The sequence below is a fragment of the Labedella endophytica genome, from assembly GCF_003990045.1.
GTDB classification, from domain to species: domain Bacteria; phylum Actinomycetota; class Actinomycetes; order Actinomycetales; family Microbacteriaceae; genus Labedella; species Labedella endophytica.
In genome coordinates this window covers 813,927-838,581 of the sequence record NZ_RZGZ01000002.1, presented here as the reverse complement: position 1 = coordinate 838,581, position 24,655 = coordinate 813,927, and the positions used below count along the sequence as shown (strand labels likewise).

Sequence of the window (24,655 nt, the reverse complement as noted above, 5' to 3'; positions counted from 1 at the left end):
CTGGGGGCTTGTGACAAAAGTAAACGGCAGTGGCCCTGTGAGCAAGTCCGTTGACAGGCGTGGGAGGGACGATGCGGGATCCCCCGGGGCGTCCGGGCGGCACCCGATAGGCTCTCCTCGTGAACATTCGACCCCTTTCGATCCCTGACAGCTTCGAGATCACCCCCCGACTCATCGGGGACGACCGGGGCATGTTCCTCGAGTCGTACAAGGCCGAGGCGCTGCGTGAGGCCACCGGCCGATCGATCGATCTCGCCCAGACGAACACCTCCGTGTCGACGAGGGGAACCGTCCGCGGCATCCACTTCGCGGACATCCCCCCGAGCCAGGCCAAGTACGTCACCGCGCACCGCGGTGCCGTGCTCGACTTCGTCATCGACATCCGGGTCGGGTCGCCGACCTTCGGACAGTGGGACTCCGTGCTCCTCGATGACATCGACCGGCGGGCCATCTTCATCTCCGAGGGCCTCGGTCACGCGTTCGTGGCGCTCACCGATCACGCGACCGTCAACTACCTCGTGACCGACGTCTACCGCCCGGATCGCGAACACGGCATCAACCCGCTCGACCCCGAGATCGGCCTCGTCTTCCCCGACGAGGCCGGGGAGCTCCTGCTGTCCCCGAAGGACACGGACGCGCCCACGCTCGCCGAGGCGCGGTCAGCCGGCATCCTCCCCGAGTGGGAGGCCGCTCGGGCCTTCTACGGCTCCCTCTCGACGCGATGACCTCGACGCCGGGACCGCGCGCGGTCGCCGGCTCCGGGCCGAGCTCGAAGCGGATCAGGACCACTGTGAGGGTCAGGGTCGGCGTTTCGCTGATGCCCAGCCGGAGTGCGTTCGGGGGCGACGCTCGAAGATTCGCTAGGATGACGGACTATGCGTGGCATCGTTCTCGCCGGTGGATCCGGCACTCGTCTCTGGCCCATCACGAAGGGCATCTCCAAGCAGTTGATGCCCATCTACGACAAGCCGATGATCTACTACCCGCTGTCGACGCTGATGATGGCGGGCATCGACGAGATCCTCATCATCACGACGCCCGAGTACAACGAGCAGTTCCGCGCTCTTCTCGGTGACGGGTCGGATCTCGGCATCCGCCTCGAATACGCCGTCCAGCCGTCGCCCGACGGTCTCGCGCAGGCCTTCATCATCGGCGAGGAGTTCATCGGGGACGACAGCGTCGCCCTCGTCCTCGGCGACAACATCTTCCACGGCACCGGCCTCGGGTCCTCCCTCCGCGGCAACATGGAGGTCGAGGGGGCGATGATCTTCGCCTACCACGTGGCGAACCCCACCGCCTACGGCGTCGTGGAGTTCGACGACGACTTCACGGCCGTCTCCATCGAGGAGAAACCGCAGAACCCGAAGAGCAATTACGCCGTCCCCGGCCTCTACTTCTACGACAACAGCGTCGTGGAGATCGCGAAGACGATCGAGCCGAGCGCGCGCGGCGAGCTCGAGATCTCGACGATCAACGAGCGCTACCTCGACGCCGGCACGCTGCACGTGCAGGTGCTCGACCGCGGCACGGCCTGGCTCGACACGGGGACGTTCGAGTCCATGATGCAGGCATCGGAGTACGTCCGGGTCATCGAGGACCGACAGGGTTTCAAGGTCGGCTGCATCGAGGAGATCGCCTGGCGCGCCGGGTGGATCGACGACGAGCAGCTGGCGACCATCGCCGCCCCGCTCGTCAAGAGCGGCTACGGCCGGTACCTGCAGTCTCTGCTGGGTCACTGACCCATGGAACGGACGATGCCGCCCTCACAGCTGTGAGGGCGGCATCGTCCGTTCGCGGCCGTCAGCGACCGAGGCGCCGCGTCAGCGACCGAGTCGCCGACGGAGGGCTTTGACGGCTCTGCGGGCGAACGACGTCGGAACCGGCGCGATGGATTGCGCCTTCCGGGCCAGGCGGGTGAGGCGGGGTTCGCTCGGTGTGGTGCCGGACCCGTTCGCCGACGGACGCGCGAAGCGGAACCAGCGCGTGCGCAAGCGATCGACGTCCACGTCACGCGTCCACGCGTCGCCGATGATCGCGTCGATCAGGCCCTCGGGCGACAGGCCGTCGACGATCGACCACGACCCCGATGCGGACACCGGCGCCGCGTCGAGGTAGTCGCGGAGCTCGGCGGTCGCGCGATCCGATCCGCTGACGACGACGTCGGCGCTCGAGAGGAGGTCGAGGACGGCCGTCCTCGACTCGCCGCGCGCGTCGCGGCGGTCCCAGCGCCGCAGGTGCGCCGGGTCGGCGTTGACGTACATCCAGCGGAGAGCGCTGCGGTTCAGCCGCAGGAGCTGCCCGGCGGACGAGTCGGGTGAGCCGATGGCGACGCCGATGTCGTGGAGCGACCGGAACTGCGAGTGCGGCACGACGGTCAGCCCGCGGTACCGGGTTGCGGCCGCCGACGCGATCGCGTCGGGCACCGAGAGCGTGAAGCGGGCCGTCGTCGCGGAAGCGCGCTCGCGAGCCGCGTCGATGATGCGCTCGGCATCGGCCGGGAGGCGACCACCCTCGAGCGCGTCGACGTCGAGGAAGACGGTGGGGACGTCGTCGCCCGGCATCATGGCGTCCGCGAAGTGGTCGACGGGGTCGATGTCGCGCCACAGGTATTGCTGGACCGCATCCGTGTAGAACGGGTACCGCGAGACGACGATCTTCTCGTGCGAGGAGCGGAGCGCCATGCGCTTCTCGCCGTCGAAGCTCATGGAGCCGGCGTGGAACACGAGCGCGCGGTTCGCGATGAGCGACAGATGACCGTGTGCGTTGACCCGGAGACAGAAGTCGTTCTCCTCCCCGTAGCCGGGCGCGTAGATCTCGTCGAAGAGGCCGTACGAGCGGATGAGTTCGCGCCGCACCAGGAAGCAGAAGCCGTGGGCGACGGGGGAGATGCTGAATCGGGGCAGTCGATCCTTCAGCGCCGAGTGGACCGCGGCGGTGCGTTCGATCGTGCGCGGGGTCTTCGGCACGCGACCGTAGTGCGGGATGCTGACGATCGTCGCATTGTTGCTCCGCGCGCAGACGACGCCGTGCGTGTCGGAGGCGTGCAGGACGCCCGACATCTCCTCGAGGAATCCGGGTGTCGTGATGGTGTCGCTGTTGAGGAGCAGGATGTCGTTGTCGCTCGTGTCGAGCTCGGTGGCCGCCCGGTTGCAGTTGCCGACGAAGCCGAGGTTCCGCGGATTCCGCTCGTAACGGGCGCCGGCGACGCCGTCGATCCGGTCGAGCAAGGCCCGTTCGATCGCGTCGGCGTCGGGACCGACGTCGTTGACGAGGAGGAGCGCATTGCGGTCGAGATCGACGTTCGCGAGGACCGAATCGACGCACTCGAGGAGCGACGGAAGGTCTCCGTAGACCGGGACGACGATCGTGATGGGGCGGACCGTGGCGCTCATCGTCCGACCACCCGTCGGACGACGGCTATCGGGCGTTTGGCGAGGTTCCGCAGCCGTCCCTTGACCCGGGTGGCGACGAAGCGGATGGTCGTCTGGCCACCCGTCTTCATCATCTCGGAGTAGTGGCCGGGCAGGGCGAACCAGTAGCGCGCGATCTCGGGCAGCTTGTACGCCGGTGCGCCCTCGAGGGCGAGCAGCGTGTCGATCGCCGCGTCGTTGCTGTACTCGTGCTCGGTCATCCGGACGGCGCGCTCGCGCGCCGCCGCGCCGTGGGCACGGATCCTGTCGGGCTGCCCGGCGTACCCCTCGAGCGCCTCGACGAGGGTCGCGGGATCGTCGGGGGAGAAGAGGGCACCCGTCTCGCCGTCCGAGACGAGTTCGGCACCGCCGCCGTCCTCCGACACGATGGACGGCTTGGACAGGAGCATGTATTCGAGCGTCGTGCGTCCGAACGCCTCGATGCTCGACGCGGTGACGCACACGTCGGCGGCCGCGACGAACGGGAACGGATTGTCCTGCTCGCCGACGATCGTCACCCGCTCCCCGATCCCCGCGGCTCGAGCACGCGCCATGAGCTGCACGTCGTAGTCCGGATCCGTCCAGGAACCGACCAGGCAGATGCTCGCGCGGATGCCGCGCTTCTCCAGGGCGCCGACCGCGTCGATGACGCGCCACTGACCTTTGGTGTCCGCGAGCCGGCCGACGACGGAGATCTTCAGGCCGGCGTCGGGGCCGAAGGGTTCCTGCGTCGGAGCGGCGGCCGCCTTGTCGGCGAGCGTCGCCACGTCGACCTTGGGGTACACGACCTGGATGGGCTTGTCGACGATGTACTGGGCGATGTGGTCACGGACGGCTATCGAGTTCGCGAAGACCGCCTCGGACAGGAGGCCGATGTCGCGGAACGTGCGCTCCCGACCGATCTGGAAGGCGAGACCGTGGTCGAGGTCGCCGTACTCCCGCACGAACCACGCGTGCGGGATGCCGAGCACCTTGGCCGCGAAGGCGCCCCACGGGGCGACGATCGAGTTCGTCACGACGAGGTCGGGTCGACGCTCCTCCATGAGGGCGATGATCCCCTGCGTGGAGGCGTAGTCCTCACGGGCGAAGTAGGTGACCTCGGCGAGGGGCGCGTCGACCGAGGGGATGGTCCACCCGCGGTAGCGGAAGGACTTGTAGGCCCACCCCTTCTCCTCGATCGCCTTGATGAACTGGCCCCGCGGGTGCTTCGTGATGAAGACCGCCTCGAACTCGGGATCCCGGTCGTACCAGTCCTGGACGAGCTGGATGAGGGAACGCTCCGCGCCGCCGAGATTGATCGGGGCGATACTGTGATTCACGAAATAGACGAGCACAACGACCGATTCTACGGTGTGCCCTCGTCAGGACTTGTGAGGCCTCGTCGTGAGACGGGATCGCGCCGCGAGTCCGAGCCGCAGAGCGAGGCGGACCGGGGCCCACCGCGTGCCCGGATAGACGCGTGCGACGTAGGTGTAGGCGCTGCGGTGATGAGCCCTGATCATCGCGGTCGAGGCGTGCGAGGTGGAGTGCGCGCCGACGTGCGTCACGACGGCTGCCGGCGTGTAGCGGCAGAGATATCCCGCCTGTCCGATCCGGCGGCCGAGGTCCACGTCCTCGAAGTACATGAAGAAGGCGTCGTCGAACCCGCCGATCGCCTCGAAGACGTCGCGGCGCACGAGGAGACACGCTCCGGAGAGCCACCCGGTGTCGAAGGGGTGGTCCACGGCCGCGAGATCCGCCGGCCGATAGCGGCGTGACCACGGATTGTTCGGAGCGACCGTCGACAGGACGCCGTGGCCGATCCCGAGGAAGAGCCGGGGGAGGGGGCGGGCCGATGGGTACGTGTTGCCCTCGCCGTCGAGGATCCGAGGCCCGACGACTCCGACCTCCGGTCGCGCGGCGGCTTCCGCGACGAGGTCGTCGATCGAGCCGGGGTGCATGACGACGTCCGGATTGACGATGAGGATCCAGTCCTCGGTGGCCCCGGCCGCGGCGCGGTTCACCGCCTTGCCGTAGCCGAGGTTCTCGGCGTTCTCGAGCACGCGCACGTCCCCGCCGCGCGCAGCGGACTCGCGCTGCGGCGCGCCGTCGGTCGAGCCGTTGTCGCTGATGACGACGCGCAGGTCCCCTGTCGAGGCGCCGGCGAGCGAGTCGAGGAAGGAGGTGAGGTGGTCGCCGGAGTTGTAGGTGACGGTGACGACGAGCACCCGGCCCGCGCTCACGAGCGGCTCCCGGAGGCCGCGAGCCGATAGGCGGCGCGGTGTGCTTCGGCGCTCGCCGCCCAGGTGAAGGTGGCGGCGCGCTCCCGGGCTCGGCGGACGCGATCGGCGCGCTCGTCGGCATCGTCCGAAACGGAGGGGAGCGCGTCCGCGATCGAGCGCGCGTCGCTCGCGGCGTACAGCACGGCGTCCCCGCCGACCTCGGGCAGCGACGACTCGCGCGTCGTCACGACGCTCGCGCCGCTCGCCATCGCCTCGAGGACGGGGAGCCCGAACCCCTCGCCCCTGCTCGGATACACCACGGCGAGAGCGCCGCCGAGGAGCACGTGCAGCTCCTCCCGGGGGAGGTAGCCGGGGAGGACCACCTGCAGATCCGCGGGGACACGGGCGAGGTGCGCCTCGATCGTGGTGTCCCATCCTCTCGCTCCGGCGAGGACGAGCGCCGGCGGATCGGCTGTGCCGGCGTAGCGATCGACGTAGGCGTCGATGAGAGCCGGGACGTTCTTCCGCGGCTCCAGGGTGCCGAGGAAGGCGATCCATCCCGCCGGTGGGAGCTCGAGTCGTGTGCGGAAGTCCTCGACGTCGGCCGCAGTGGGGGGACGGAAGGTCTCGAGGTCGACCCCGTGATGGGCGACGATCGCCCGGTCCGCCCGGACCGCGGCGAACGGCTCGAGTTCGTGGAAGGTCGCGGCGCTCGGGGCGACGAGCGCGTCGGCGTGGCGGGCCCCGATGCGGGTCCAGAGGCGGAAGAACCACCGCTTCACGAATGAATGGTCGTCGGGAAGGGTGAAGAAGGTCGCGTCGTGGATCGTCACGACGTGGGGCGTGCGGGCGAGCAACGGCCACGTGTAGTGCGGCGAGTGGATGACGTCGGCGCCGACGGCTCGCGCGATGAGGGGCAGTCGGAACTGCTCCCAGAGCATGCGCAACGGTGCCGAACGGAAGCGGTCGCCCACGACGATCCGCCCGTAACCGTTGCCGGATGTGAACGTCGACGTCGCCAACGACCGTCGCGTGACGACGGTGATCCGCACTCCGTCGCCGCGAAGTTCCGGTGCGAGTCCTTCGAGGTACCTGCCCACTCCGCCGAGTTCATCGGGGAGTGCGGTACCGTCGAGGAGTACGTGCACGCTCTGCATCCTCCTGCGACCCACCTCGTCTGATTCGGCGGATTGCCCGCACAAATGTTTAGATTCTAGTCGAGATGCGGAGGAAACCTCCTCCGCGTACCCTCCCGAAAGCACCGGATGACCTACCTCTCAGAGCTCTTCGCCAGTCGCGAGCTCTTCTACAACCTCACAATGCGCGACGTGAAGGGGAAGTACCGTCGCACGGTTCTCGGGCAGCTGTGGTCGCTCATCAATCCTCTCGCGACCATGCTCGTGTACACCCTCGTGTTCTCGTTCATCTTCCGGGCCAGGCCGTCCGTCGGCGATCCGAGTGGCCTCGACATCTACGCCCTGTGGCTCATGACCGGGCTCCTCCCCTGGATGTTCTTCACCCGCGTCGTCACCGGCGCCATGACGTCCGTGATCGGCAGCGCCGGCCTCATCAAGAAGGTCTACTTCCCCCGGATGCACCTGCCGTTCTCCGTCGCGGGGTCGGTCGGCTACACCTGGGCGATCGAGATGGCCGTGCTCACCATCGCCCTCACCGTGTTCGGCGGTATGCCGCTCATCTGGGTTCCCGTCGCGCTCTTCTTCATGCTGATGTTGACGTTCTTCGCGCTCGGACTCGGCATGCTGCTCGCGATCGGCAACGTGTACTTCCGCGATCTCCAGCACTTCACGACCATCGCACTCCAGATGTGGATGTACCTCACCCCGATCATCTACCCCCTCAGCCTCGTCGAGAATCAGGCCGCCACCCACGGCCAGTGGATCCTCGACGTCTACAGGCTCAACCCGATGGAGCGCTTCGTCTCCGTCTTCCGCGAACTCCTCTACGACAACCGGTGGCCCGACCTCAGCGACTCCCTCGTGTGCATCGCCTGGACAGTCGTCATGTTCACCCTTGGTTTCCTCGTGTTCAAGCGGAGTGAGAAGAGATTGGCCGAATTGCTATGACCCAAGCAGCTGTCGTCGTCGACGACGTGTCGAAGAAGTTCCGCCTCTACAAGGAGAAGAACGACTCCCTCAAGACGGCCCTGATGCGCGGACGTCGTTCCGTGCACGAGGACTTCTGGGCTCTCAACGACGTCTCCTTCGAGGTGCCGGAGGGATCGACCTTCGGCCTCGTGGGTCGGAACGGCTCGGGCAAGTCGACCCTGCTCAAGTGCCTCGCGAAGATTCTCTACCCCAATTCGGGGTCCATCACGTCCCGCGGGAAGGTCGCCTCGCTCCTCGAGGTCGGCAGCGGTTTCCACCCAGAACTGTCCGGTCGGGAGAACGTCTACCTGAACGGCTCGATCCTCGGGATGAGCCGCAAGGATGTGGCCAAGAAGTTCGACGAGATCGTCGACTTCTCCGGTGTTCGGAAGTTCATCGATCAGCCCGTCAAGAACTACTCCTCCGGCATGTACGTGCGGCTCGGGTTCAGTGTCGCCATCAATGTGGACCCCGATGTGCTCGTGGTCGACGAGATCCTCGCGGTCGGTGATGCGGCCTTCCAGGCCAAGTGCAAGGAGAAGTTCGTCGAGTTCCGCAAGGCGGGCAAAACGGTCATCCTCGTGACCCACTCGATGGGCAACATCCGCGACATGTGCGACCACGCGGCGTGGCTCGACAACGGTTCGCTGGTCCAGGTCGGCGATGCCCAGAGCGTGATCAAGGCTTACACTGCAGATATCGATAAGGGAGATCGATGATCGCGGGGTTCTGCGCCGCGGCGACCTAGGGCCGGATCGCAATCGGCCGCAGCGGCCGAGGAGAACCATGCACCATAGATCGCGACGCACTGCGTCTCTCATCGTGTGGGCCCTGGTGCTCGCCCTGTTCGTCCCTCTCGCATCCGTCGCGACCTCGACGACGTCGGCCGAGGCTCTCGTGACCGACGGGTTCGATCCCGGGTACATCATCAGCGACGAGCGCTTCACCGACTCGGGGTCGATGACGAACAACCAGGTCCAGCAGTTCCTGCAGGCCAAGGGCGCGAGTTGCCGGTCGAACTGCCTCAAGGACTACCGGATGGCGACGACGGATCGCGATCCCGTAGCGGGTCGCTGCAACGGCTACACGGGCAAGAGCACCGAGAACGTCGCGAACATCATCAAGAACGTCGCCGTATCGTGCGGCATCAATCCGCAGGTCCTGCTCGTCATGCTCGAGAAGGAGCAGGGGCTCGTCACCTCGACGGCGCCGTCCTCGAGCCGGTACCGCATCGCTATGGGGTACGCGTGCCCGGACACCGCGCCGTGCGACACCCGCTACTACGGCTTCTTCAACCAGGTCTACATGGCGGCCTACCAGTTCAAGGTCTACGCGACCTCCCCGTCATCCTTCCGCTACCGCGCCGGTCAGAACAACACCATCCAGTGGCACCCGAACGCCTCGTGCGGATCGTCGACGGTCTACATCCGGAACCAGGCCACCGCGAGCCTCTACAACTACACCCCCTACCGGCCGAACGCGGCGGCCCTCGCGAACCCGTACGGCACGGGCAACTCGTGCTCCTCGTACGGTAACCGCAACTTCTTCGTGAAGTTCAGCGACTGGTTCGGGGCCACGACCGCCGCCTCTCCAGAGGGGCGCATCAACTCGACGATCGTCGCGCCCGGTGTCGTCCGGATCACGGGCTGGGCGCTCGACCGTGACAGCGCGGAGTCGATCGACGTCCACGTCTACGTGAACGGTCGCTACTTCCGTCCGGCGACGGCGAACATCTCGAGGCCCGACATCGGCGCGGCATTCCCCGGGTACGGGAACGCGCACGGGTTCGATCTGTTCCTGGGGCTTGCTCCCGGCTCCACCGAGGTGTGTGTCTACGGAATCAGCGTGGGAGGCGGCAAGAACGCCCTCCTCGAGTGCCGTACCGTCAGTCCCATCTCGGGATCGCCGTCCGGCGCCATCATGGCCGCGAACCTGGAGCCCGGCGGCGTGAAGCTCACGGGCTGGGCCCTCGACCCCGACACCCTCGACCCTGCTCAGATCGCCGTGACGTATCGCGGCACGCGCGTCGGTACCGTGAAGGCCGGCGCGGCGTCGTCGGCGAACACGGGGTACCCGAGCCACGGGACGAAGCGCGGCTTCGAAGGAGTCATCGCCCTTCCGGCGGGAACGACCGGGGATGTCTGTCTCACCGTGCTCAACGTGGGCATCGGGTCGAACACCTCTCTCGGGTGCCGTTCCCTCCGCGTCTTCGGGAACGACCCGATCGGCTCCGTCGACGCCGTCGACGTCGGTCCGTCGACGGTTCGGGTGTCGGGGTGGGCCATCGATCGTCAGACGACCGCCGGGGTGACCGTGGAGCTCGTCGTGGACGGGGCCGTCGTCGCGAGGGCGACGGCGAACGGGGACCGCCCCGACGTCGGGCGCGCCTATCCGGGATACGGATCGAAGCACGGTTACGTCCTCTCCGGCGCGCTCGGTGCGGGCGCGCAGGAGGTCTGCCTCCGGGCGGTGAACGTGGGAGCCGGCACGACGTCCACCCTGAGCTGCCGGTCTGTCGACGCGCCGACCGGACCGCCGCAGTTCGTGGTCGAGTCGACCGTGCGCTCGGCGACGGGCTACACCTACACGGGATACGCGATGGACCCGGACTCGACCTCTCCGGTCACGGTCAAGGCCGTCACCTCCTCGGGCAAGCAGCTCGCGTCGACGGTCGCGAATCGTTCGCGACCCGACCGTGCGGCCGCGTGGCCGCTCTACGGGGCCGATCAGGGCTTCAGCATCTTCGTGCCGCTCGGCGCGGCGACCGCCGACTTCTGCCTCACGGCCGTGAACGTGGGCGCCGGGACCGACGCGACGCGGTGTGAGACGTTCGGGCCGCATCCCGTCGGACGCATCGACACCGTGACGGCGGCTCCCGGCGGGTTCGATGTGACGGGTTGGGCGCTCGACCCGGACTCGGCGTCTCCCATCTCCGTGCACGTCTACGTCGACGGAAAGCACGTCGCGACGACGAAGGCCGATCGGTCCCGCACCGACATCGCCTCCGCCTATCCGGCCTACGGCGCCGCCCACGGCTACACCGCACGCGTTCAGGCCTCCGCCGGAACGCACACGGTCTGCGCCTACGGCATCAACGTCGGCGGCGGCAAGAACGGCATGATCGGTGTCTGCAAGCAGGTCGTCGTGCGTGGAGGGTCCCCGGACGGTCGGCTCGATTCCGTCACGCCGACCGCGAATGGCGCGACCGTCTCCGGGTGGGCGATCGACTACGACACGGCATCGCCGATCACCGTGCACCTCTACGTCGACGGCAGGATGACGACGACGACCGTCGCGAACGTCACACGTCCGGACATCGCCGCCGCCTATCCGAAGTGGGGCGGCGCGCATGGGTTCACGGCGTCGCTCCCGCTCTCGAAGGGCGTGCACGAGATCTGCGCATACGGGATCAACGTCGGATCGGGCAAGAACGACCTGCTCACCTGCAAGACGGTGACGGTGCGCTGATCACCCCTCGCCGGACGACGTCCGGGAGGTGGACGGCCGGTCGGGTCGAGTTCGTCCCGACCGGCCGTCGTACGTCGGGGAGCGTCCCCACGGCGACGGGTGAGCTCTAGCTGCGTGTGAGCGCGGGGACGATCGCGTCGAGGGATGCATCGAGGGGACCCCCGATGCGCGAGACCGCGAGGGGTTCGAAAGCCCCTGGCCCGTCGGTTCGGGCACGCCGGATCGAAGCGGCGAGCGCGTCGCCGAGGGCGTCGGGGGACTCGGGCACCGCGGTGATGCGCTCGTGGAGTCCCGTGCGCGTTCCGAAGAAGTCGTTGGTGACCACGTGCGCTCCCGAGATCGCGGACTCGAGCGGGGGGTGGCTCGGGTGCGGGCTCATCTGAAGGGAGAGGACGACGTTCGCCGTGGGGAGGAATGCGAAGTAGTCGTCCCAGGCCATGCGTCCGAGCGGCGCGAGCGTCCGGCCCGACCCGAGGTCGATCGACGGGTGGTCCTCTCCGGCGGAGACGAAGTCGATGTGCGCCGCCTCGTCCCCCAGCACGCGGACGGCCTGGCGCATCGCGGCCACACCGAGGTAGAAGAGGTTGCGCGGCTTCGACGGCCGGCCGTAGAAGAGCACGGTGGTCCGACCGGCCGACGAGCGCAGGCCCGCGATCCGTTCGAGCTGTGGCACGTCGAGCGCCGGAGCGAAGACGTGCCGCTCGTCGACCCCGAGCTCCTCGACCGTCTCGAGGTGCTGCAGCAGCGGCCGCGAGTTCACAAGGGGGATGAAACCGGCGTGGTACGTGGACCTCGCCGTCGTGTACGACGTGGACCACGGGGTGAAACCGGGCTCGTAGTCCTGGACGAGATAGACCACGGAGGCGGCGTCGACGAGGCCGGCGTGGGCCGCGACGTCGAGTGCGTGCGCGGTGGTCCAGTGCGTCGCGATCCAGCGGTCGTCCGGGCTGAACCGCGCGGCTGGGATGTCCTGTCGGAGGAGGACCTCGGCGTCGAGATCGAACGTCTCCCGGAGGAAGCGCCGACCCGACTCGATGTCGGGCCTCTCCTGGTTGCGCGCCAACGTGATGACGCGCACGGGCAGGCCGAGTCGCCGTCCCAGACCGGCTGCGGCCTGGAGCGCCGTCGTGACGCCCGCGAACACGGCAGTCGTGCGGAACTCGGGCAGGACGAGGTTGATGTGCGTCGGCGTGGCGGCGGACGGAGTGAAGGTGCTGAGCCCGAGGGTCGAGTCGTTCAGACCGGCGAAGACGCGGGCCTCGCGGGGGGCGAGGTCGAGTTCGCTCCGACTGAGGTCGTCGGTCGGGTGGGTCGTCGCGGCCTTTCCGTGGATCTTGAGGACGCGTGCGCGGAAGTCCGCCGAGCGCAGGTACGAGATGTTCAGCTTCGCCATGTCCGAGACGATCTGGAGGGGACGAGGAGACATGGGCGGCCTTTCGGGTGGAACGACGGTCGGGCTGCGCTCATCATACTTTTGTTACTCTGTGACGTCGGCGGGCGTCGTCGTCGCCGAGGTAGCCCCTCCCGAAACGAAGAGGTCATCCGTCTATGGTCGCTGTCCGAGCCGTCGCCCGCGCCGCCCTCCGCCGGCTCCCGGTGATCGACCGGGCCGTCATCTCTCCGCTGCGCCGGGAGCGCCGTCGGCTGAAGCTCCGGGAGATCGGTCGGCTGGGTCTCATCGACCCCGGGTTCATCGGCGCCGAGACCGGCCGAAGCCTCCGCTCCATCGGCCAGGCGATCGACGTCCTCCTCTCCCAGGGCAACGAGATCGCCCCCCACCCGCTCATCGAACCGCAGTGGATCTCCCGAGGGTCGAAGGGCCGCGACTGGCTCACCGTCCTGCTCGACCCCAAATCCCCGGTGATCTCTGTGGGTCCGCTGCTCGATCTCACCGCTGTGACCCCGGATGCCGATCCGCGGCACCTCGCGGATCGCGTCGCGGGATTCCTGCGCTCCTCGACGTCGTCCACCGAGCTGCCCCTGCCGGAGGGGACGGCCGGCCCGATGACGCGGGGCGAGGGGATGCGGCTCGCGACCGAGCTCGCTGAGCGTCACACGGCGGCGGCCGGGCTGGTCGGGTCGCGCGTCTCCACCACGTGGAACCGGCGAGCCGAGCAGCGCTTCATCACCGATCGCCTGGCGAGTGCCTCGGCGCGGCCGGGGACGGGCGAGACGCTCGTCTCGATCGTCATGCCCGTCTACAATCGCGAGGGCATCGTCGCGCGGGCGATCGAGTCCGTCGTCGCACAGGACTTCTCCGCGTGGGAGCTCATCGTCGTCGACGACGGGTCCACGGACTCGACGCGGAGCGTCGTGGAGGCGATCGCTGCGAACGACCCTCGTGTGCGCCTCGTGAGAGGGGAGCACCGCGGCGTCTCCGCCGCGCGCAACCTCGGCGTCGCCGAGGCGCACGCCGACGTTCTCGCCTTCCTCGACTCGGACAACGTCTGGACCCCGCACTTCCTGTCGGTCTCGTATTCGGAGGTGGGTTCCGGCCGAGCCGACCTGGCCTACGCCGCTGTCGAGCTCGACCGCGGGGGGCGGAAGCACGGCTACCTCGGCATGTCCGGTACGCGCGAGCAGCTCATCAGCGGCAACAGCTTCATCGACATGAACACGCTCGTCGTGAAGGCCGACCTGGTCGAGACCGTCGGGGGTTTCGACGAGGGACTGCGTCGTTGGGTCGATTACGACCTCTTCCTCCGCCTGTTCGCCGCCACGGACCGGGTGACCTACCTGCCGTTCATCGGCGTGCGATACGACCACCGCGATGACGCACTCGACCGCATCACGACGAGCGAGTCGCCGCACTGGCGCGATGTCGTGCTCGGGAAGAACCTCATCGATTGGGACACCGTGTCGGCAGGGGCCTCGAGCCGCGTGCGCGGCCGGGTCTCGATCGTGGTGCCGACGACCGGTCAGTGGGAGGCCCCGCTCGACGCCGTCGACGCGGTGCTCGCGACGGCCGGAGAGCACGACGTCGAGGTGATCGTCATCGACAGCGGGTCGAGGCGTGAGGTGGCCGCGACGATGTCCCTGCGGTTCGCGCGGGACGAACGCGTGACGGTCCTCTCCCGGCCGGCCCCGCTCCGGGCGTCGCTCGCGAACAACATCGGGTTCGCCGCGTCGACGGGGGAATACGTCGTCTTCCTCGAACGGACGGCCACGCCGCGGCCCGGGTGGCTCGCGCCGCTCGTCGAGGCCGTCGATGATCCCGAGGTCTTCGCGGCCCAGCCGCTCCTGCTCGCGCCGGGTGATTCCGTGCACCACGCCGGGACGGTCTTCGGCGGCGGTCGCATGCTGCCCGTGCCCTTCCTGGCCGATCACCCGAGAGAGGACCTCGCGGGCGTCCTGCCCGCGCGCTTCCATGCCGTCGGAGCGGGCGCGATCCTCGTCCGCGCGGATCGCTTCGTCGCTCTCGGCGGGTACGATCCCACGTTCCAGGGCGCCTTCGACGACGTCGACCTCTGTCTCCGCGCGCGCACCGACGGTCGCCCGGCGTCCGTCGTCGTGCCCTCGTCCCTCGTCGGCTTCCGCGGCGAGAACCGACGGTGGCTCGCCGGTCGGGCCAACGCCAACGCCCAGCGATTCCTCGATCGCTGGGCCGACGCGGTCCCCGACGAGATCGCCGACCGCTTCGAGAGCGCCGGCTTCCGCATGACGGGCGTCGAGGCGGAGGAACTCGCCGACGACCCGGTCCCCGAGCTCGTGCGGCCGGTCTACGAGCGCATCGGCGGCACGATCGAAGCGGGCGAGTTCGCCGGACGTCGGCGACTCCGTTGGGCGATCAAGATCGCGTCGCCGGCCGAGCCCCGCGGGGACGTCTGGGGCGACACGTTCTTCGCCGACGACATCGCGTCGGCCCTCCGCGCCCTCGGCCAGGAGGTCGTCGTCGACCGGCTCGGCGCCCACACGAGGTCGACGGCCGGCTTCGACGATGTGGTGCTCACGATCCGCGGCCTCGCGACCGTACCCCGGCAGGATGGCGCGACGAACGTCCTCTGGGTCATCAGCCATCCCACGCGCGTCCGCCATCGCGAGTTCTCCTCCAACGACCTGGTCTACGGTGCGAGTCTGCGGTGGGCGCAGCACGCGACGGAGGCGCACGGCCACGAGGTCCGGCCGCTGCTCCAGGCCACCGACCCCGATCGGTTCCACCCCGGGACGGCGGAGCCCGGCACCGGGACGGACGTGCTCTTCGTCGGGACGCCGCGGAAGATCTTCCGTCCGATCGTCAAGAACACGATCGAGGCGGGCTTCCGACCCTCCGTCTTCGGTCACGGTTGGGAGGATTTCCTCGACGACGACCTCATCGCCGGGACCACCCTCGATCGCGCCGACGCACCCGCGATGTACCGGTCGGCCCGTGTCGTCCTCAACGACCACCACGGCGACATGGCCGAATGGGGCTTCCTCTCGAACCGGCTGTTCGACGGCGTCGCGGCCGGTGCTCGCATGCTGTCCGATCGAGTGGACGGCATCGACGAGGTCTTCGGAGCCGCCGTGCTCACCGCGGACACCGTGGACGAGACCCGAGAGGCCCTCGCCCACGCGGAGAGCCTCGTGCCCGAATCGGTCCTCGTCGAGGCATCGCAGCGCATTCGCGCGGAGCACTCGTTCCATGCCAGGGCGCACACGCTCGTCACGGACGTCTACGCCTGGCGGGACCTCCACCCGGACACCCGGTCGTGATGCCGGGACGAGTGGACACCGCACCCGCACCGACCGCCACCGCCGCGACGGCCTTCCGCCCGGAGATCCAGGCCCTGCGCGCGATCGCGGTCATGGCCGTGGTGATCTACCACCTGTGGCCCGGGCGGCTCCCCGGCGGATACGTAGGCGTCGACATCTTCTTCGTCATCTCGGGCTTCCTCATCACGGCGCACCTGGTGAAGGAGGCCGAACGCTCCGGACGCATCCGGTTGGGATCCTTCTACGCCAGGCGCGCCCGACGGCTGCTCCCGGCAGCCCTCATCGTGACTCTCGCGACGGCGATCGGCACGGTGCTCGTCCTCCCGGTCCAGAACTGGCCGCAGATCTCCCGCGAGCTCGTCGCGGCGACGTTCTACGTGGAGAACTGGGTCCTCGCGGCCGACTCGGTCGACTACCTGGCGCAGAACGCCAACATCGCGAGCCCCGTCCAGCACTACTGGTCACTGTCCGTCGAGGAGCAGTTCTACCTCGTCTGGCCGCTCCTCGTGATCGGTTCCCTCGTCCTCGTCGCACGCGTGCGACGAGGACTGCCGCTCCGCCGGGTACTCGCCGTCGTCTTCGCTCTCGTCGTCACCGCGTCCCTCGTGCACAGCATCGTGCTCACGGCCGTCGACCCCGGTCCCGCCTACTTCGCGACGACGACGCGCGCGTGGGAGTTCGGCGCGGGAGGGCTGCTCGCCCTGACCACGGTCGGACGGCGGCCGACCCCGATCGTCCGCAGGGGGCTCTCGATCCTGGGGCTCGTCCTGATCGCCGCGACTCTCCTGACATTCACGGAGGCCACTCCGTTCCCCGGTTCCGCGGCGTTGTTGCCCGTCGTCGGCACACTGCTCGTCATCGTCGCGGGTACGGCCGAGGGGCCCCTCGGCACGGCGGGCGTGTTCCGGCTCCGCCCGGTCCAGTGGCTCGGAGCGGTGTCCTACAGCCTGTACCTCTGGCACTGGCCGGTCATCGTGCTCACGGCGGCCGCCGTCGAGGCCGAGCTCGGCACCGTCACGCGGGTGGCCCTGCTCCTCGTCTCGCTCGTGCTCGGCTGGCTCACGAAGGTCCTCGTGGAGGACCCCGCACGCGCCTGGCGTCTCCTGGCCGACGCGCGACCGCGGCGCACCCTCGCCGCGGTCGCACTCGCCCTCGTCCCGGTCCTCGGCGTCTCCCTCGTCGTGGGGGGAGTGGCCACCGCGCGGATCGACGCCGAGCGTGATCGGGTCGAGGCAGCCGCGTCCGGTGATCTCGACTGCTTCGGAGCGGCCGCCCTCATCGAGGACGGCTGCAGTACCGCGGCGGTCACGGGCGACCTCATCCCCTCGGTGATCGCCGCTCCGTCTGACGACGTGAACACGCCGGAATGCTGGAGCCGGAGCAACGAGTCTCAGCTGAAGGTGTGCAGCTTCGGACCCGACGCGGACGCCGCCGACGTCAGCATCGCGCTCGTCGGCGACTCCCACAGCAACCAGTACCTCGCGGCGGTCCAGCAGCTCGCGGACGACCGTGGCTGGGCCGTCGACGTGATCGGCAAGACGGGCTGCATCTGGACCGAAGCCACGCAGGTCAACGACGTCACGTGGCTGGCGAGCTGCGACGAGTGGAAGACCTCCCTCGACGACTATCTGGTGGGCTCCTCCTACGACGCGATCGTCACGAGCGCCTCGGCCGAGTCGCCGATCGACGCGGCCGGCGGCGACGTCGAATCGACCACGGTCGACGGCTTCGTCGACGCGTGGACGCCGGTCGCCGCCGGCGGGACCGCGATCGTCGTGATCCGCGACAACCCCCACACGCGCGAGGACTACCTCGAGTGCATCGACGACGATCCGGCGACCGCCGCCGATCGCTGCGCCGTCCCCCTCGAGGACGCGTTCCCCTTCTTCGACGGTCTCTCGGACGCCGCCTCGGCGACCCCCGGGGCGAGTGTCGTGGACTTCACGCCGTACTTCTGCATCGACGACCGCTGCCCGCCCGTCATCGGTGGAAGCATCGTCTACCGCGATCCCGGGCACCTCACGTCGACCTACACGCGCAGCCTGTCGCCTCTCCTCGGGGACGCGATCGAAGCCGCCATCGGATGACCCCCCGGAATTGCTAGGCTGAACCTCAATATGAAGCTCTCAGTTATCGGTTGCGGCTACCTCGGTGCCGTCCACGCAGCCGCCATGGCGTCCATCGGTCACTCCGTCGTCGGGATCGACGTCGACGCGGACAAGATTGCATTGTTGAACTCCGGCCGTGCGCCGTTCTTCGAGCCCGGTCTGTCCGATCTGCTCGAAGCGGCCATCGCGTCGGGCAATCTGACCTTCTCGACCGATTTCGCTGACGCGGCAGGGGCCGAGGCCCACTTCATCGCCGTGGGGACGCCGCAGAGCAAGGACGGCCTGAGCGCCGACCTGCGCTACGTCCACTCCGCGGTCGACGCTCTCCTGCCCTACGTCGCCCCCGGCGACGTCGTGGTCGGGAAGTCGACCGTCCCGGTGGGCACCGCCGAGGTGCTCGCCGAGCGGATCAATCCCGCCGGGGCCTTCCTCGCCTGGAACCCCGAGTTCCTCCGCGAAGGATTCGCCGTGGAGGACACGCTGCGTCCCGACCGCCTCGTCTACGGCGTCGGTGAGGGAGCAGAGCGGGCCGAGAGCGTGCTCGACGCCGTCTACCACGTCGCCCTCGATGCTCAGACGCCGAAGATCATCGCCGGCTATGCGACGAGCGAACTCGTCAAGGTCTCCGCGAACGCCTTCCTCGCAACCAAGATCTCCTTCATCAACGCGATGGCCGAGATCGCCGAGGTGACGGGCGCCGATGTCGTGAAGCTCGCCGACGCCATCGGAATGGACGCCCGCATCGGACGCCGGTTCCTCAACGCGGGTGTCGGGTTCGGAGGCGGTTGCCTCCCGAAGGACATCCGTGCGTTCCGTGCCCGGGCGGAGGAGCTCGGCGTCGGCCACTCCGTCCGCTTCCTCGAAGAGATCGACGCGATCAACCTCCGCCGTCGCGACCGGGTCGTCGACCTGACGACGACGCTGCTCGACGGCGATGTCACGGGGCGCAAGGTCGCGGTGCTCGGCCTCGCCTTCAAGCCCAACAGCGATGACGTCCGCGACTCACCGGCCGTCGACATCGCCTCGCGGCTCGCCGCTCTCGGAGCCGACGTCGTCGCGACGGACCCCGAAGCCATCGGGAACGCCCGTCGTCGCGAGCCCGACCTCGTCTTCGGAACCCTGGAGGAGGCCCTGACCGACGCCGACATCGTCCTGCTCCTCACCGAGTGGAAGGACTTCACGGGAATCGACCCCGCGTGGGCGGCCTCCCTCGTGAAGACCCCGATCATCATCGACGGACGGAACGCGCTCCCTCACACCGAGTGGATCGACGCCCTCTGGGAGTACCACGGTCTCGGTCGTCGCTGACGACACGACATGGCCGGCCTGATGCAGGTCTCCTGACGCGGCCTCCCCTCGGGGAGGCCGCGTCTTTCCGTCAGAGAGCCGTTCGTCAGTTCGGGAGTCGTGCGCGCCAACTGTGGCTCTCCGACGCCTTGACGGCGCAGATCACCAACAGCAGCCATCCCCCTTCGACGAGCGGGAAGCTCTCGGCCGCACCCGTCGTGAGGATCGTCACGACGACGAGCGCCGGCCAGGCGTAGGTGACCGTGCGCCGGTTCGATGCGAGCAGCCAGGAACGGATCACGGCGAAGGCGCACAGGGCGGCGAAGATGAGGAAGCCGACCGTCCCCACCTGGAGGAGGACGTCGAGGTAGGCGTTGAGCGCCGACGCGTGCTCCTGACCGACGGCCCAGTTGATGCCGGCGAACGGAGGGACGGAGCCCCTCCAGAGTCCGACCCAACCCCAGCCCTCGATGGGATTGGCGTCGATGGCACGCCAGGTCGAGAGCCAGAGCCGATAGCGCACCTGGAACTCACCGCCGGCGTTGAGGAGGTCGATGACGCGGGAGCGCCCGGCGTAGGTCGCGATCATCGTCACGATCACGAGTCCGAGGAGTGCGTACTGGAGTACCGGCCGACGCTCGGCCGGTGTGCGCCGCACCGCATACAGGGCCGACGTGGCCGCGAGGATCACGACCGAGACAACCACCGTCACGGGTGAGCCGCTGAAGACGAGACACGTCGCGGCGAGCGTGATCGAGGCGATCCCCGTCCCCCGCTGGACCGATCGCGTGCGCAGCTCGATGATGTGGGTCACGAGGGCGAGCACCGCGACGAAGCCGAGCAGGTTGCGCGTGCCGAACACGCCCTGGATGGGACCACCGACCGCGAGGTTCCCGCCGATGCCGAGGAACGGGAAGGGGGTGTCGAGCAGGATGCCGCTCAGGATCTCGAGCCCGATGGAGACGGCGAGCAGCACGCGGAAGACCCCGCCGGCGGCGCGCACGATCTGGATGAGGTCGCGGCAGAGGGCGATGGTGATGCCGATGAGGGCGATCACGGCCTGGAAGACCCACCCGGCGAGCGACATCCACTGCGCCCCGCTCCAGAACACCGATGCCCCGCACCAGGCGATGAACCCGAGCACCGTGAGCGGCAGGAGACCCCTCCACTCGATGACGTCGCGCCGGGCGACGAGTATCGCCGCGGCAAGGACGACGAGGCCGGTGAGGATCGCGATATACCCGGGCCAGCCGATGAGCGCCCGTGTGAGGTGCCCGAGGAGGGCGGCGGCGATCGCCGTCATGGTGAAGGCCTGCGCGACGGCGGCCGAGCCGAGAGCCGACCCGAGCGACTCGCGCGAGAGCGGGAGGCGGCTCACGCGCGCCCGGGAGCCGCGCGGTCGGTCACCCGTCGTTCGACCAGCGGCTTCTCGACGACGGGGCGTTCGATCACGGGACGCGCCTTCGTCGCCACTGCGAGGGCGACGAGCAGCACCCACCCCGATTCGACCAGGATGCGGCTCTCCATGAGCGACTGCACGACGAGGACGACGACGACGAGGAGGGGGAGGATCGACGTGGTGGAGTACGGGCGATCGTCGACGAGTCCGACGCGGGGCCGGTCGATCGCGAGGAACCAGCATCGCCACACCACGGACACGACGATTCCGGCGAAGAGGACCGCGCCCACGATGCCGAGCTGCATCCAGACGTCGAGCCAGGCGTTGTGGGCCTGCAGCTGCTCGACGCCGTTGCGCACGACCGGCTCGTCGAAGGGCACCGCGCCGGGGAGCCAGGGGCTCGAATACCCCCAGCCGAACACCGGTCGCCGCTCGGCGAGGGCGACGACGTCCGCCCAGATGTCGAGGCGTCCCGTCAGATCCGAGCTCTTGCCGAGGGCCGAGAGGGCGGCGTCGCGGAAGAAGACCGCGACGACGGCGACGGCCGCGGCGGCGGCCAGTCCCGCACCGTAGAGGCCGAGGCGACCGGAGGGCCCGGCGCGGCGCGCGAGCAGGACGGCGCCGAGGACGACGATGCACGCGACGGCGGCGATCATCATCGTGCTCGAGCGGGTGAGTCCGAAGGTGATGGCCGCGAGCGCGAGCCACCCGTACCCCGACGTCCGGGTCACGGATCTCTCGGCGAGCTGGACCCCGAAGACGACGATGCCGAGGAGCGCGATGATCGCGAGAAGGTTGGCGTTGCCGACCCAGCCCTGGATGCGATCTCCCTCGAGGAGCACGTTGCGCGACCACAGGTTGAGGAGCGCGGTGTCCTCGCCGACCGGATCCCACCAGCGGGGGACCGGCTGGCGGACGATGAACGCCACGACGAGCTCGAAGGCGAGGGACAGTCCGATGAGGAAGCGCAGGGACGTGCCGAGGGCGCGCACGAAAGCGTGCCAGTCGAGTGCGAGGGCGAGGGTGCAGCCCACGGTGGTCGTGAGGAGGGTCCCGAGGAGCGTCGAGGCCGTCGCTCCGGGGTAGGCCGACCAGGCGAGGGATAGGACGGCGAGCCCGAGGAAGGCGACGAGCGCCTTGGGAGTGGTCGACCAACGCACGCGGGGGCGGGACCGCACGAGCACGATGCCGCACGCTGCGGCGACGAGCAGGACGAGAGCGATGTATCCGGGCCATCCCAGCAGGTTGCGCCAGCCGTCTCCACCGAACGCGACGACGAGGGCGACCGTCGCGATCACCGAGGCGACGACGGTGCGCCGGCTCTGGTCGCGCGGAGGCGAGACGGACTGCACGCTCATGGGGTCAAGGGTAACGCGGGGGGATGGCATCCCCGTGCGATCCGCGGCCGGACTCAGACGAAGGCGGCCGAACCCGTGATCGCGCGGCCGACGATGAGGGCGTTCATCTCCCGCGTGCCCTCGTAGGAGTACAGGGCCTCGGCATCGGCGAAGAAGCGGGCCGCACCGTAGTCGAGCACGATGCCGTTGCCGCCCATCGCCTCACGCGCCCACGCGACCGTCTCCCGCATCCGGGCGGTGCAATAGGCCTTCGCGAGGGACGAGTGCTCGTCGCGCTGGGTGCCCTCGTCGTGCATCTGCGAGACGCGCACACACATCGCCATCGACGCCGTGATGTTCCCGAGGCACTTCGACAGGAGGTCCTGGATGAGCTGGTGGGAGGCGATCGGCTTGCCGAACTGCACGCGCTCCTTCGCGTAGGAGAGGGCGGCCTCGTACGCGCCGATCGCGACGCCGACGCTCGACCAGGCGACGCCCGCGCGCGTGAGACGGAGGACCTTCGCGGTGTCGCGGAACGAATTGGCGTTCTGCAGGCGGTGCGATTCGGGAACGACGACGTTCTCGAGCACGATGTCGGCGTTCTGGACGGCCCGGAGGCTGATCTTCCGCTGGATCGGCGTTGCCGAGTAGCCAGGGGTCGTGGTCGGGACGATGAATCCCTTCACCTGGGAGTCCTCGATGTCCTTCGCCCAGATGATCGTGATGTCGGAGAAGGTCGCGTTGCCGATCCAGCGCTTCGCGCCGTCGAGGACCCACGAGTCGCCGTCGCGACGGGCCGTGGTCCGGAGCCCCTGCGCGCTGTCGCTGCCGGAGAGCGGCTCCGTGAGTCCGAAGGCGCCGATGACCTCGCCGCTCGCGAGCTTCGGCAACCACTCCGCGCGCTGCTCGTCGGAACCGCACACCGCGATGGATCCCATCGTGAGGCCCTCCTGGACCCCGACGAAGGTGGACACGGACGCATCGACGCGCGACAGCTCCATGGACACGAGACCGCGGAAGACGGCCGTATTCTCGAACGGGGTGGTCTCGGACCAGGCGAAACGACCGACGTCCGTGGCCATCAGGGGTTCGATGATCTCGTGGGGGAACTCGCCCCGCTCCCAGTAGTCGTCGGCGATGGGCCGCACGCGCTCATCGACGAACGCGCGGATCTCCATGATCGACTGCTTCTCCCGATCCGTCAGGAGGGTCTCGAATCCGAGGAAATCGCTCGCGAGGGGCTCGAATGACATGGTGCTGGTCTCCATACTGGATCGACGCGCGGGCGGCGGAGCGCCGTCGCACCCGACGAGCCTACGGCGGGACCCCGGGAAGAGGGGAACGCTTGGTAGATTCGCACCAGCCGGGTGCGGATCCGTCTCGGTCGCTTTTGTAGGGTCGCCCCAGAGGAGAGTTCCGGATGTTCCTGCCCATCGACAACGTCCCCCGCGACTACGCGTGGGGGTCGACGAGCGCGATCGCCGAGCTCCGCGGCACCGAACCCTCGGGATCGCCCGAGGCCGAGCTCTGGCTCGGAGCCCACCCCGGGTCGCCCGCACGGATACTCGACCCCTCGCTCGCGAGCGGTGCCGAAGACCTCGCCGCCTGGATCGCCGCCCATCCCGCCGACGCCGGACTCGCCGGTCCGCGGCTGCCGTTCCTCCTCAAACTGCTGGCCGCCGCACAGCCGCTCTCCCTCCAGGCGCACCCGTCCCTCGAACAGGCGCGCGCCGGATTCGCGCGCGAGAACTCCGAGGGGGTGCCGCTCGACGCCGCGCACCGCAACTACAAGGACGACTTCCACAAGCCGGAGCTCGTCGTCGCCCTGAGCGAGGAGTACGCGGCGCTCTGCGGCTTCCGGGCGGTCGAGGCGACGCGCGAGCTCCTCGCGACCCTCTCGGACGGAAGCGGACCGCTCGCAGCGCTCGCCGCCTCGCTCGGAACCCCCGAGCGGCCCGACGCCGACGTCCTCCGCGAGACCGTCGACGCGCTGCTGCGCGGGCGGCTCGACGGCGTCGTCGACGCGCTCGTCGCAGCCGCAGGCGCCGCGCTCGCCGACGGCTCCGCGACGGCTGCGGCCGAGCCCGTCCTCCGGACGATCGTGGATCTCTCGGTCGCCTACCCGGGGGATCCCGGCGTCGCCGTCGCCTTCCTGCTCAACCGCGTCACCCTGCGCCGCGGGGAGGCGCTGTGGCTGCCCGCCGGGAACATCCACGCCTACCTCGAAGGCTTCGGCGTCGAGCTCATGGCCTCGAGCGACAATGTGCTGCGGGGCGGACTGACGCCGAAGCACGTCGACGTCGACGAGCTCCTCGACGTTCTCGACTTCGAGCCTCTCCCCGTTCCGATCCTCCACCCCGTGGCGGGTGGTGCCGGGGTGGAGGTCTTCCGGCCGGACGTGCCGGACTTCGAGCTGCTGCGTGTCGACCCGTCGGCGACGGACGGGCACGGGATCGAGCTCCCGGGCCCCGCTATCGCGATCGTCACGGCGGGGTCCGCGACCCTGGAGTCGTCGAACCGACTCGATCTGCGGGTCGGCCAGGCGGCGTACATCGTTCCGGAGCACGAACCGCTCCGGATCTCGGGCGACGGGGAGCTCTTCATCGCGACGACCCACCTCGATCGCTGAGGAACCCGGAGTCGCGCCC

The 24,655-nt window shown here is 69.0% G+C and carries 17 protein-coding genes; 9 read left to right on the top strand and 8 right to left on the bottom strand.

The genetic code is table 11. From position 1 onward, the window contains the following. The first annotated feature begins 119 nt into the window (after window positions 1-119). Together rfbC and rfbA are read left to right on the top strand one after the other, a co-directional pair. A complete protein-coding gene (gene rfbC, locus ELQ94_RS07490) occupies window positions 120-725 on the top strand; it encodes a dTDP-4-dehydrorhamnose 3,5-epimerase (RefSeq protein ID WP_127048771.1) in 606 nt (201 codons plus the stop codon). Between the two features lie 150 nt (window positions 726-875). Continuing rightward, entirely contained in the window at window positions 876-1,739 is an 864-nt protein-coding gene (rfbA, locus tag ELQ94_RS07485; protein WP_127048769.1) for a glucose-1-phosphate thymidylyltransferase RfbA, read from the top strand. Between the two features lie 81 nt (window positions 1,740-1,820). Here rfbA and ELQ94_RS07480 read toward each other — a convergent pair whose 3' ends face one another. Genes ELQ94_RS07480 through ELQ94_RS07465 form a run of 4 tightly spaced genes read right to left on the bottom strand, consistent with a single transcriptional unit; the run spans window position 1,821 to window position 6,759 of the window. Beyond that, window positions 1,821-3,392 (bottom strand): glycosyltransferase family 2 protein, encoded by a 1,572-nt coding sequence (locus ELQ94_RS07480; RefSeq protein ID WP_127048767.1) that lies wholly within the window; start codon window positions 3,390-3,392, stop codon window positions 1,821-1,823. Further along, window positions 3,389-4,744 (bottom strand): glycosyltransferase family 4 protein, encoded by a 1,356-nt coding sequence (locus tag ELQ94_RS07475; protein WP_127048765.1) that lies wholly within the window; start codon window positions 4,742-4,744, stop codon window positions 3,389-3,391. The genes ELQ94_RS07480 and ELQ94_RS07475 overlap by 4 nt, the downstream gene beginning before the upstream one ends. Window positions 4,745-4,771: 27 nt before the next feature. Continuing rightward, window positions 4,772-5,632, bottom strand: coding sequence for a glycosyltransferase family 2 protein (locus tag ELQ94_RS07470; protein WP_127048763.1), 861 nt, complete (start codon window positions 5,630-5,632; stop codon window positions 4,772-4,774). Then, entirely contained in the window at window positions 5,629-6,759 is a 1,131-nt protein-coding gene (locus tag ELQ94_RS07465) for a glycosyltransferase family 4 protein (RefSeq protein WP_208007580.1), read from the bottom strand. The genes ELQ94_RS07470 and ELQ94_RS07465 overlap by 4 nt, the downstream gene beginning before the upstream one ends. Window positions 6,760-6,876: 117 nt before the next feature. Here ELQ94_RS07465 and ELQ94_RS07460 point away from each other — a divergent pair, with 117 nt between their 5' ends. The 3 genes from ELQ94_RS07460 (at window position 6,877) to ELQ94_RS07450 (ending at window position 11,184) form a co-directional block, all read left to right on the top strand. Beyond that, the gene (locus ELQ94_RS07460) at window positions 6,877-7,695 is read left to right on the top strand and encodes an ABC transporter permease (protein WP_127048759.1); all 819 of its coding nucleotides are present in this window, start codon (window positions 6,877-6,879) and stop codon (window positions 7,693-7,695) included. Next, window positions 7,692-8,435, top strand: a complete 744-nt coding sequence (locus ELQ94_RS07455) for an ABC transporter ATP-binding protein (protein WP_127048757.1) — start codon at window positions 7,692-7,694, stop codon at window positions 8,433-8,435. Before ELQ94_RS07460 ends, ELQ94_RS07455 begins: the two co-directional genes overlap by 4 nt. Window positions 8,436-8,502: 67 nt before the next feature. Beyond that, on the top strand, window positions 8,503-11,184 hold the full coding sequence (locus ELQ94_RS07450; protein ID WP_127048755.1) for a hypothetical protein: 2,682 nt from the start codon (window positions 8,503-8,505) through the stop codon (window positions 11,182-11,184). 106 nt (window positions 11,185-11,290) lie between these two features. Here the strand turns inward: ELQ94_RS07450 and ELQ94_RS07445 are convergent, their stop codons facing one another. Then, window positions 11,291-12,610 carry a rhamnosyltransferase WsaF family glycosyltransferase gene (locus tag ELQ94_RS07445; RefSeq protein ID WP_127048753.1) on the bottom strand — a complete coding sequence of 440 codons (1,320 nt, stop codon included), beginning with the start codon at window positions 12,608-12,610 and terminating at the stop codon, window positions 11,291-11,293. A 122-nt stretch (window positions 12,611-12,732) separates the two neighbouring features. Between ELQ94_RS07445 and ELQ94_RS07440 the strand changes: the two genes are divergently transcribed. The 3 genes from ELQ94_RS07440 to ELQ94_RS07430 are packed head-to-tail and all read left to right on the top strand — an operon-like array spanning window position 12,733 to window position 19,292. Continuing rightward, a complete protein-coding gene (locus ELQ94_RS07440; protein WP_127048751.1) occupies window positions 12,733-15,876 on the top strand; it encodes a glycosyltransferase in 3,144 nt (1,047 codons plus the stop codon). A gap of 11 nt (window positions 15,877-15,887) precedes the next feature. Then, the gene (locus tag ELQ94_RS07435) at window positions 15,888-17,963 is read left to right on the top strand and encodes an acyltransferase family protein (protein WP_166404685.1); all 2,076 of its coding nucleotides are present in this window, start codon (window positions 15,888-15,890) and stop codon (window positions 17,961-17,963) included. Between the two features lie 30 nt (window positions 17,964-17,993). Beyond that, the gene (locus tag ELQ94_RS07430; protein ID WP_127048747.1) at window positions 17,994-19,292 is read left to right on the top strand and encodes a UDP-glucose dehydrogenase family protein; all 1,299 of its coding nucleotides are present in this window, start codon (window positions 17,994-17,996) and stop codon (window positions 19,290-19,292) included. An 85-nt stretch (window positions 19,293-19,377) separates the two neighbouring features. Here the strand turns inward: ELQ94_RS07430 and ELQ94_RS07425 are convergent, their stop codons facing one another. Genes ELQ94_RS07425 through ELQ94_RS07415 form a run of 3 tightly spaced genes read right to left on the bottom strand, consistent with a single transcriptional unit; the run spans window position 19,378 to window position 23,260 of the window. Continuing rightward, on the bottom strand, window positions 19,378-20,649 hold the full coding sequence (locus ELQ94_RS07425; protein ID WP_243696910.1) for an O-antigen ligase family protein: 1,272 nt from the start codon (window positions 20,647-20,649) through the stop codon (window positions 19,378-19,380). Then, complete coding sequence (locus ELQ94_RS07420) at window positions 20,646-22,028, bottom strand: O-antigen ligase family protein (RefSeq protein WP_243696909.1); 1,383 nt, start codon at window positions 22,026-22,028, stop codon at window positions 20,646-20,648. The genes ELQ94_RS07425 and ELQ94_RS07420 overlap by 4 nt, the downstream gene beginning before the upstream one ends. Window positions 22,029-22,081: 53 nt before the next feature. Continuing rightward, complete coding sequence (locus ELQ94_RS07415; protein ID WP_127048743.1) at window positions 22,082-23,260, bottom strand: acyl-CoA dehydrogenase family protein; 1,179 nt, start codon at window positions 23,258-23,260, stop codon at window positions 22,082-22,084. Between the two features lie 167 nt (window positions 23,261-23,427). Here ELQ94_RS07415 and manA point away from each other — a divergent pair, with 167 nt between their 5' ends. Then, entirely contained in the window at window positions 23,428-24,636 is a 1,209-nt protein-coding gene (gene manA / locus ELQ94_RS07410) for a mannose-6-phosphate isomerase, class I (protein ID WP_127048741.1), read from the top strand. Window positions 24,637-24,655: the final 19 nt, after the last annotated feature.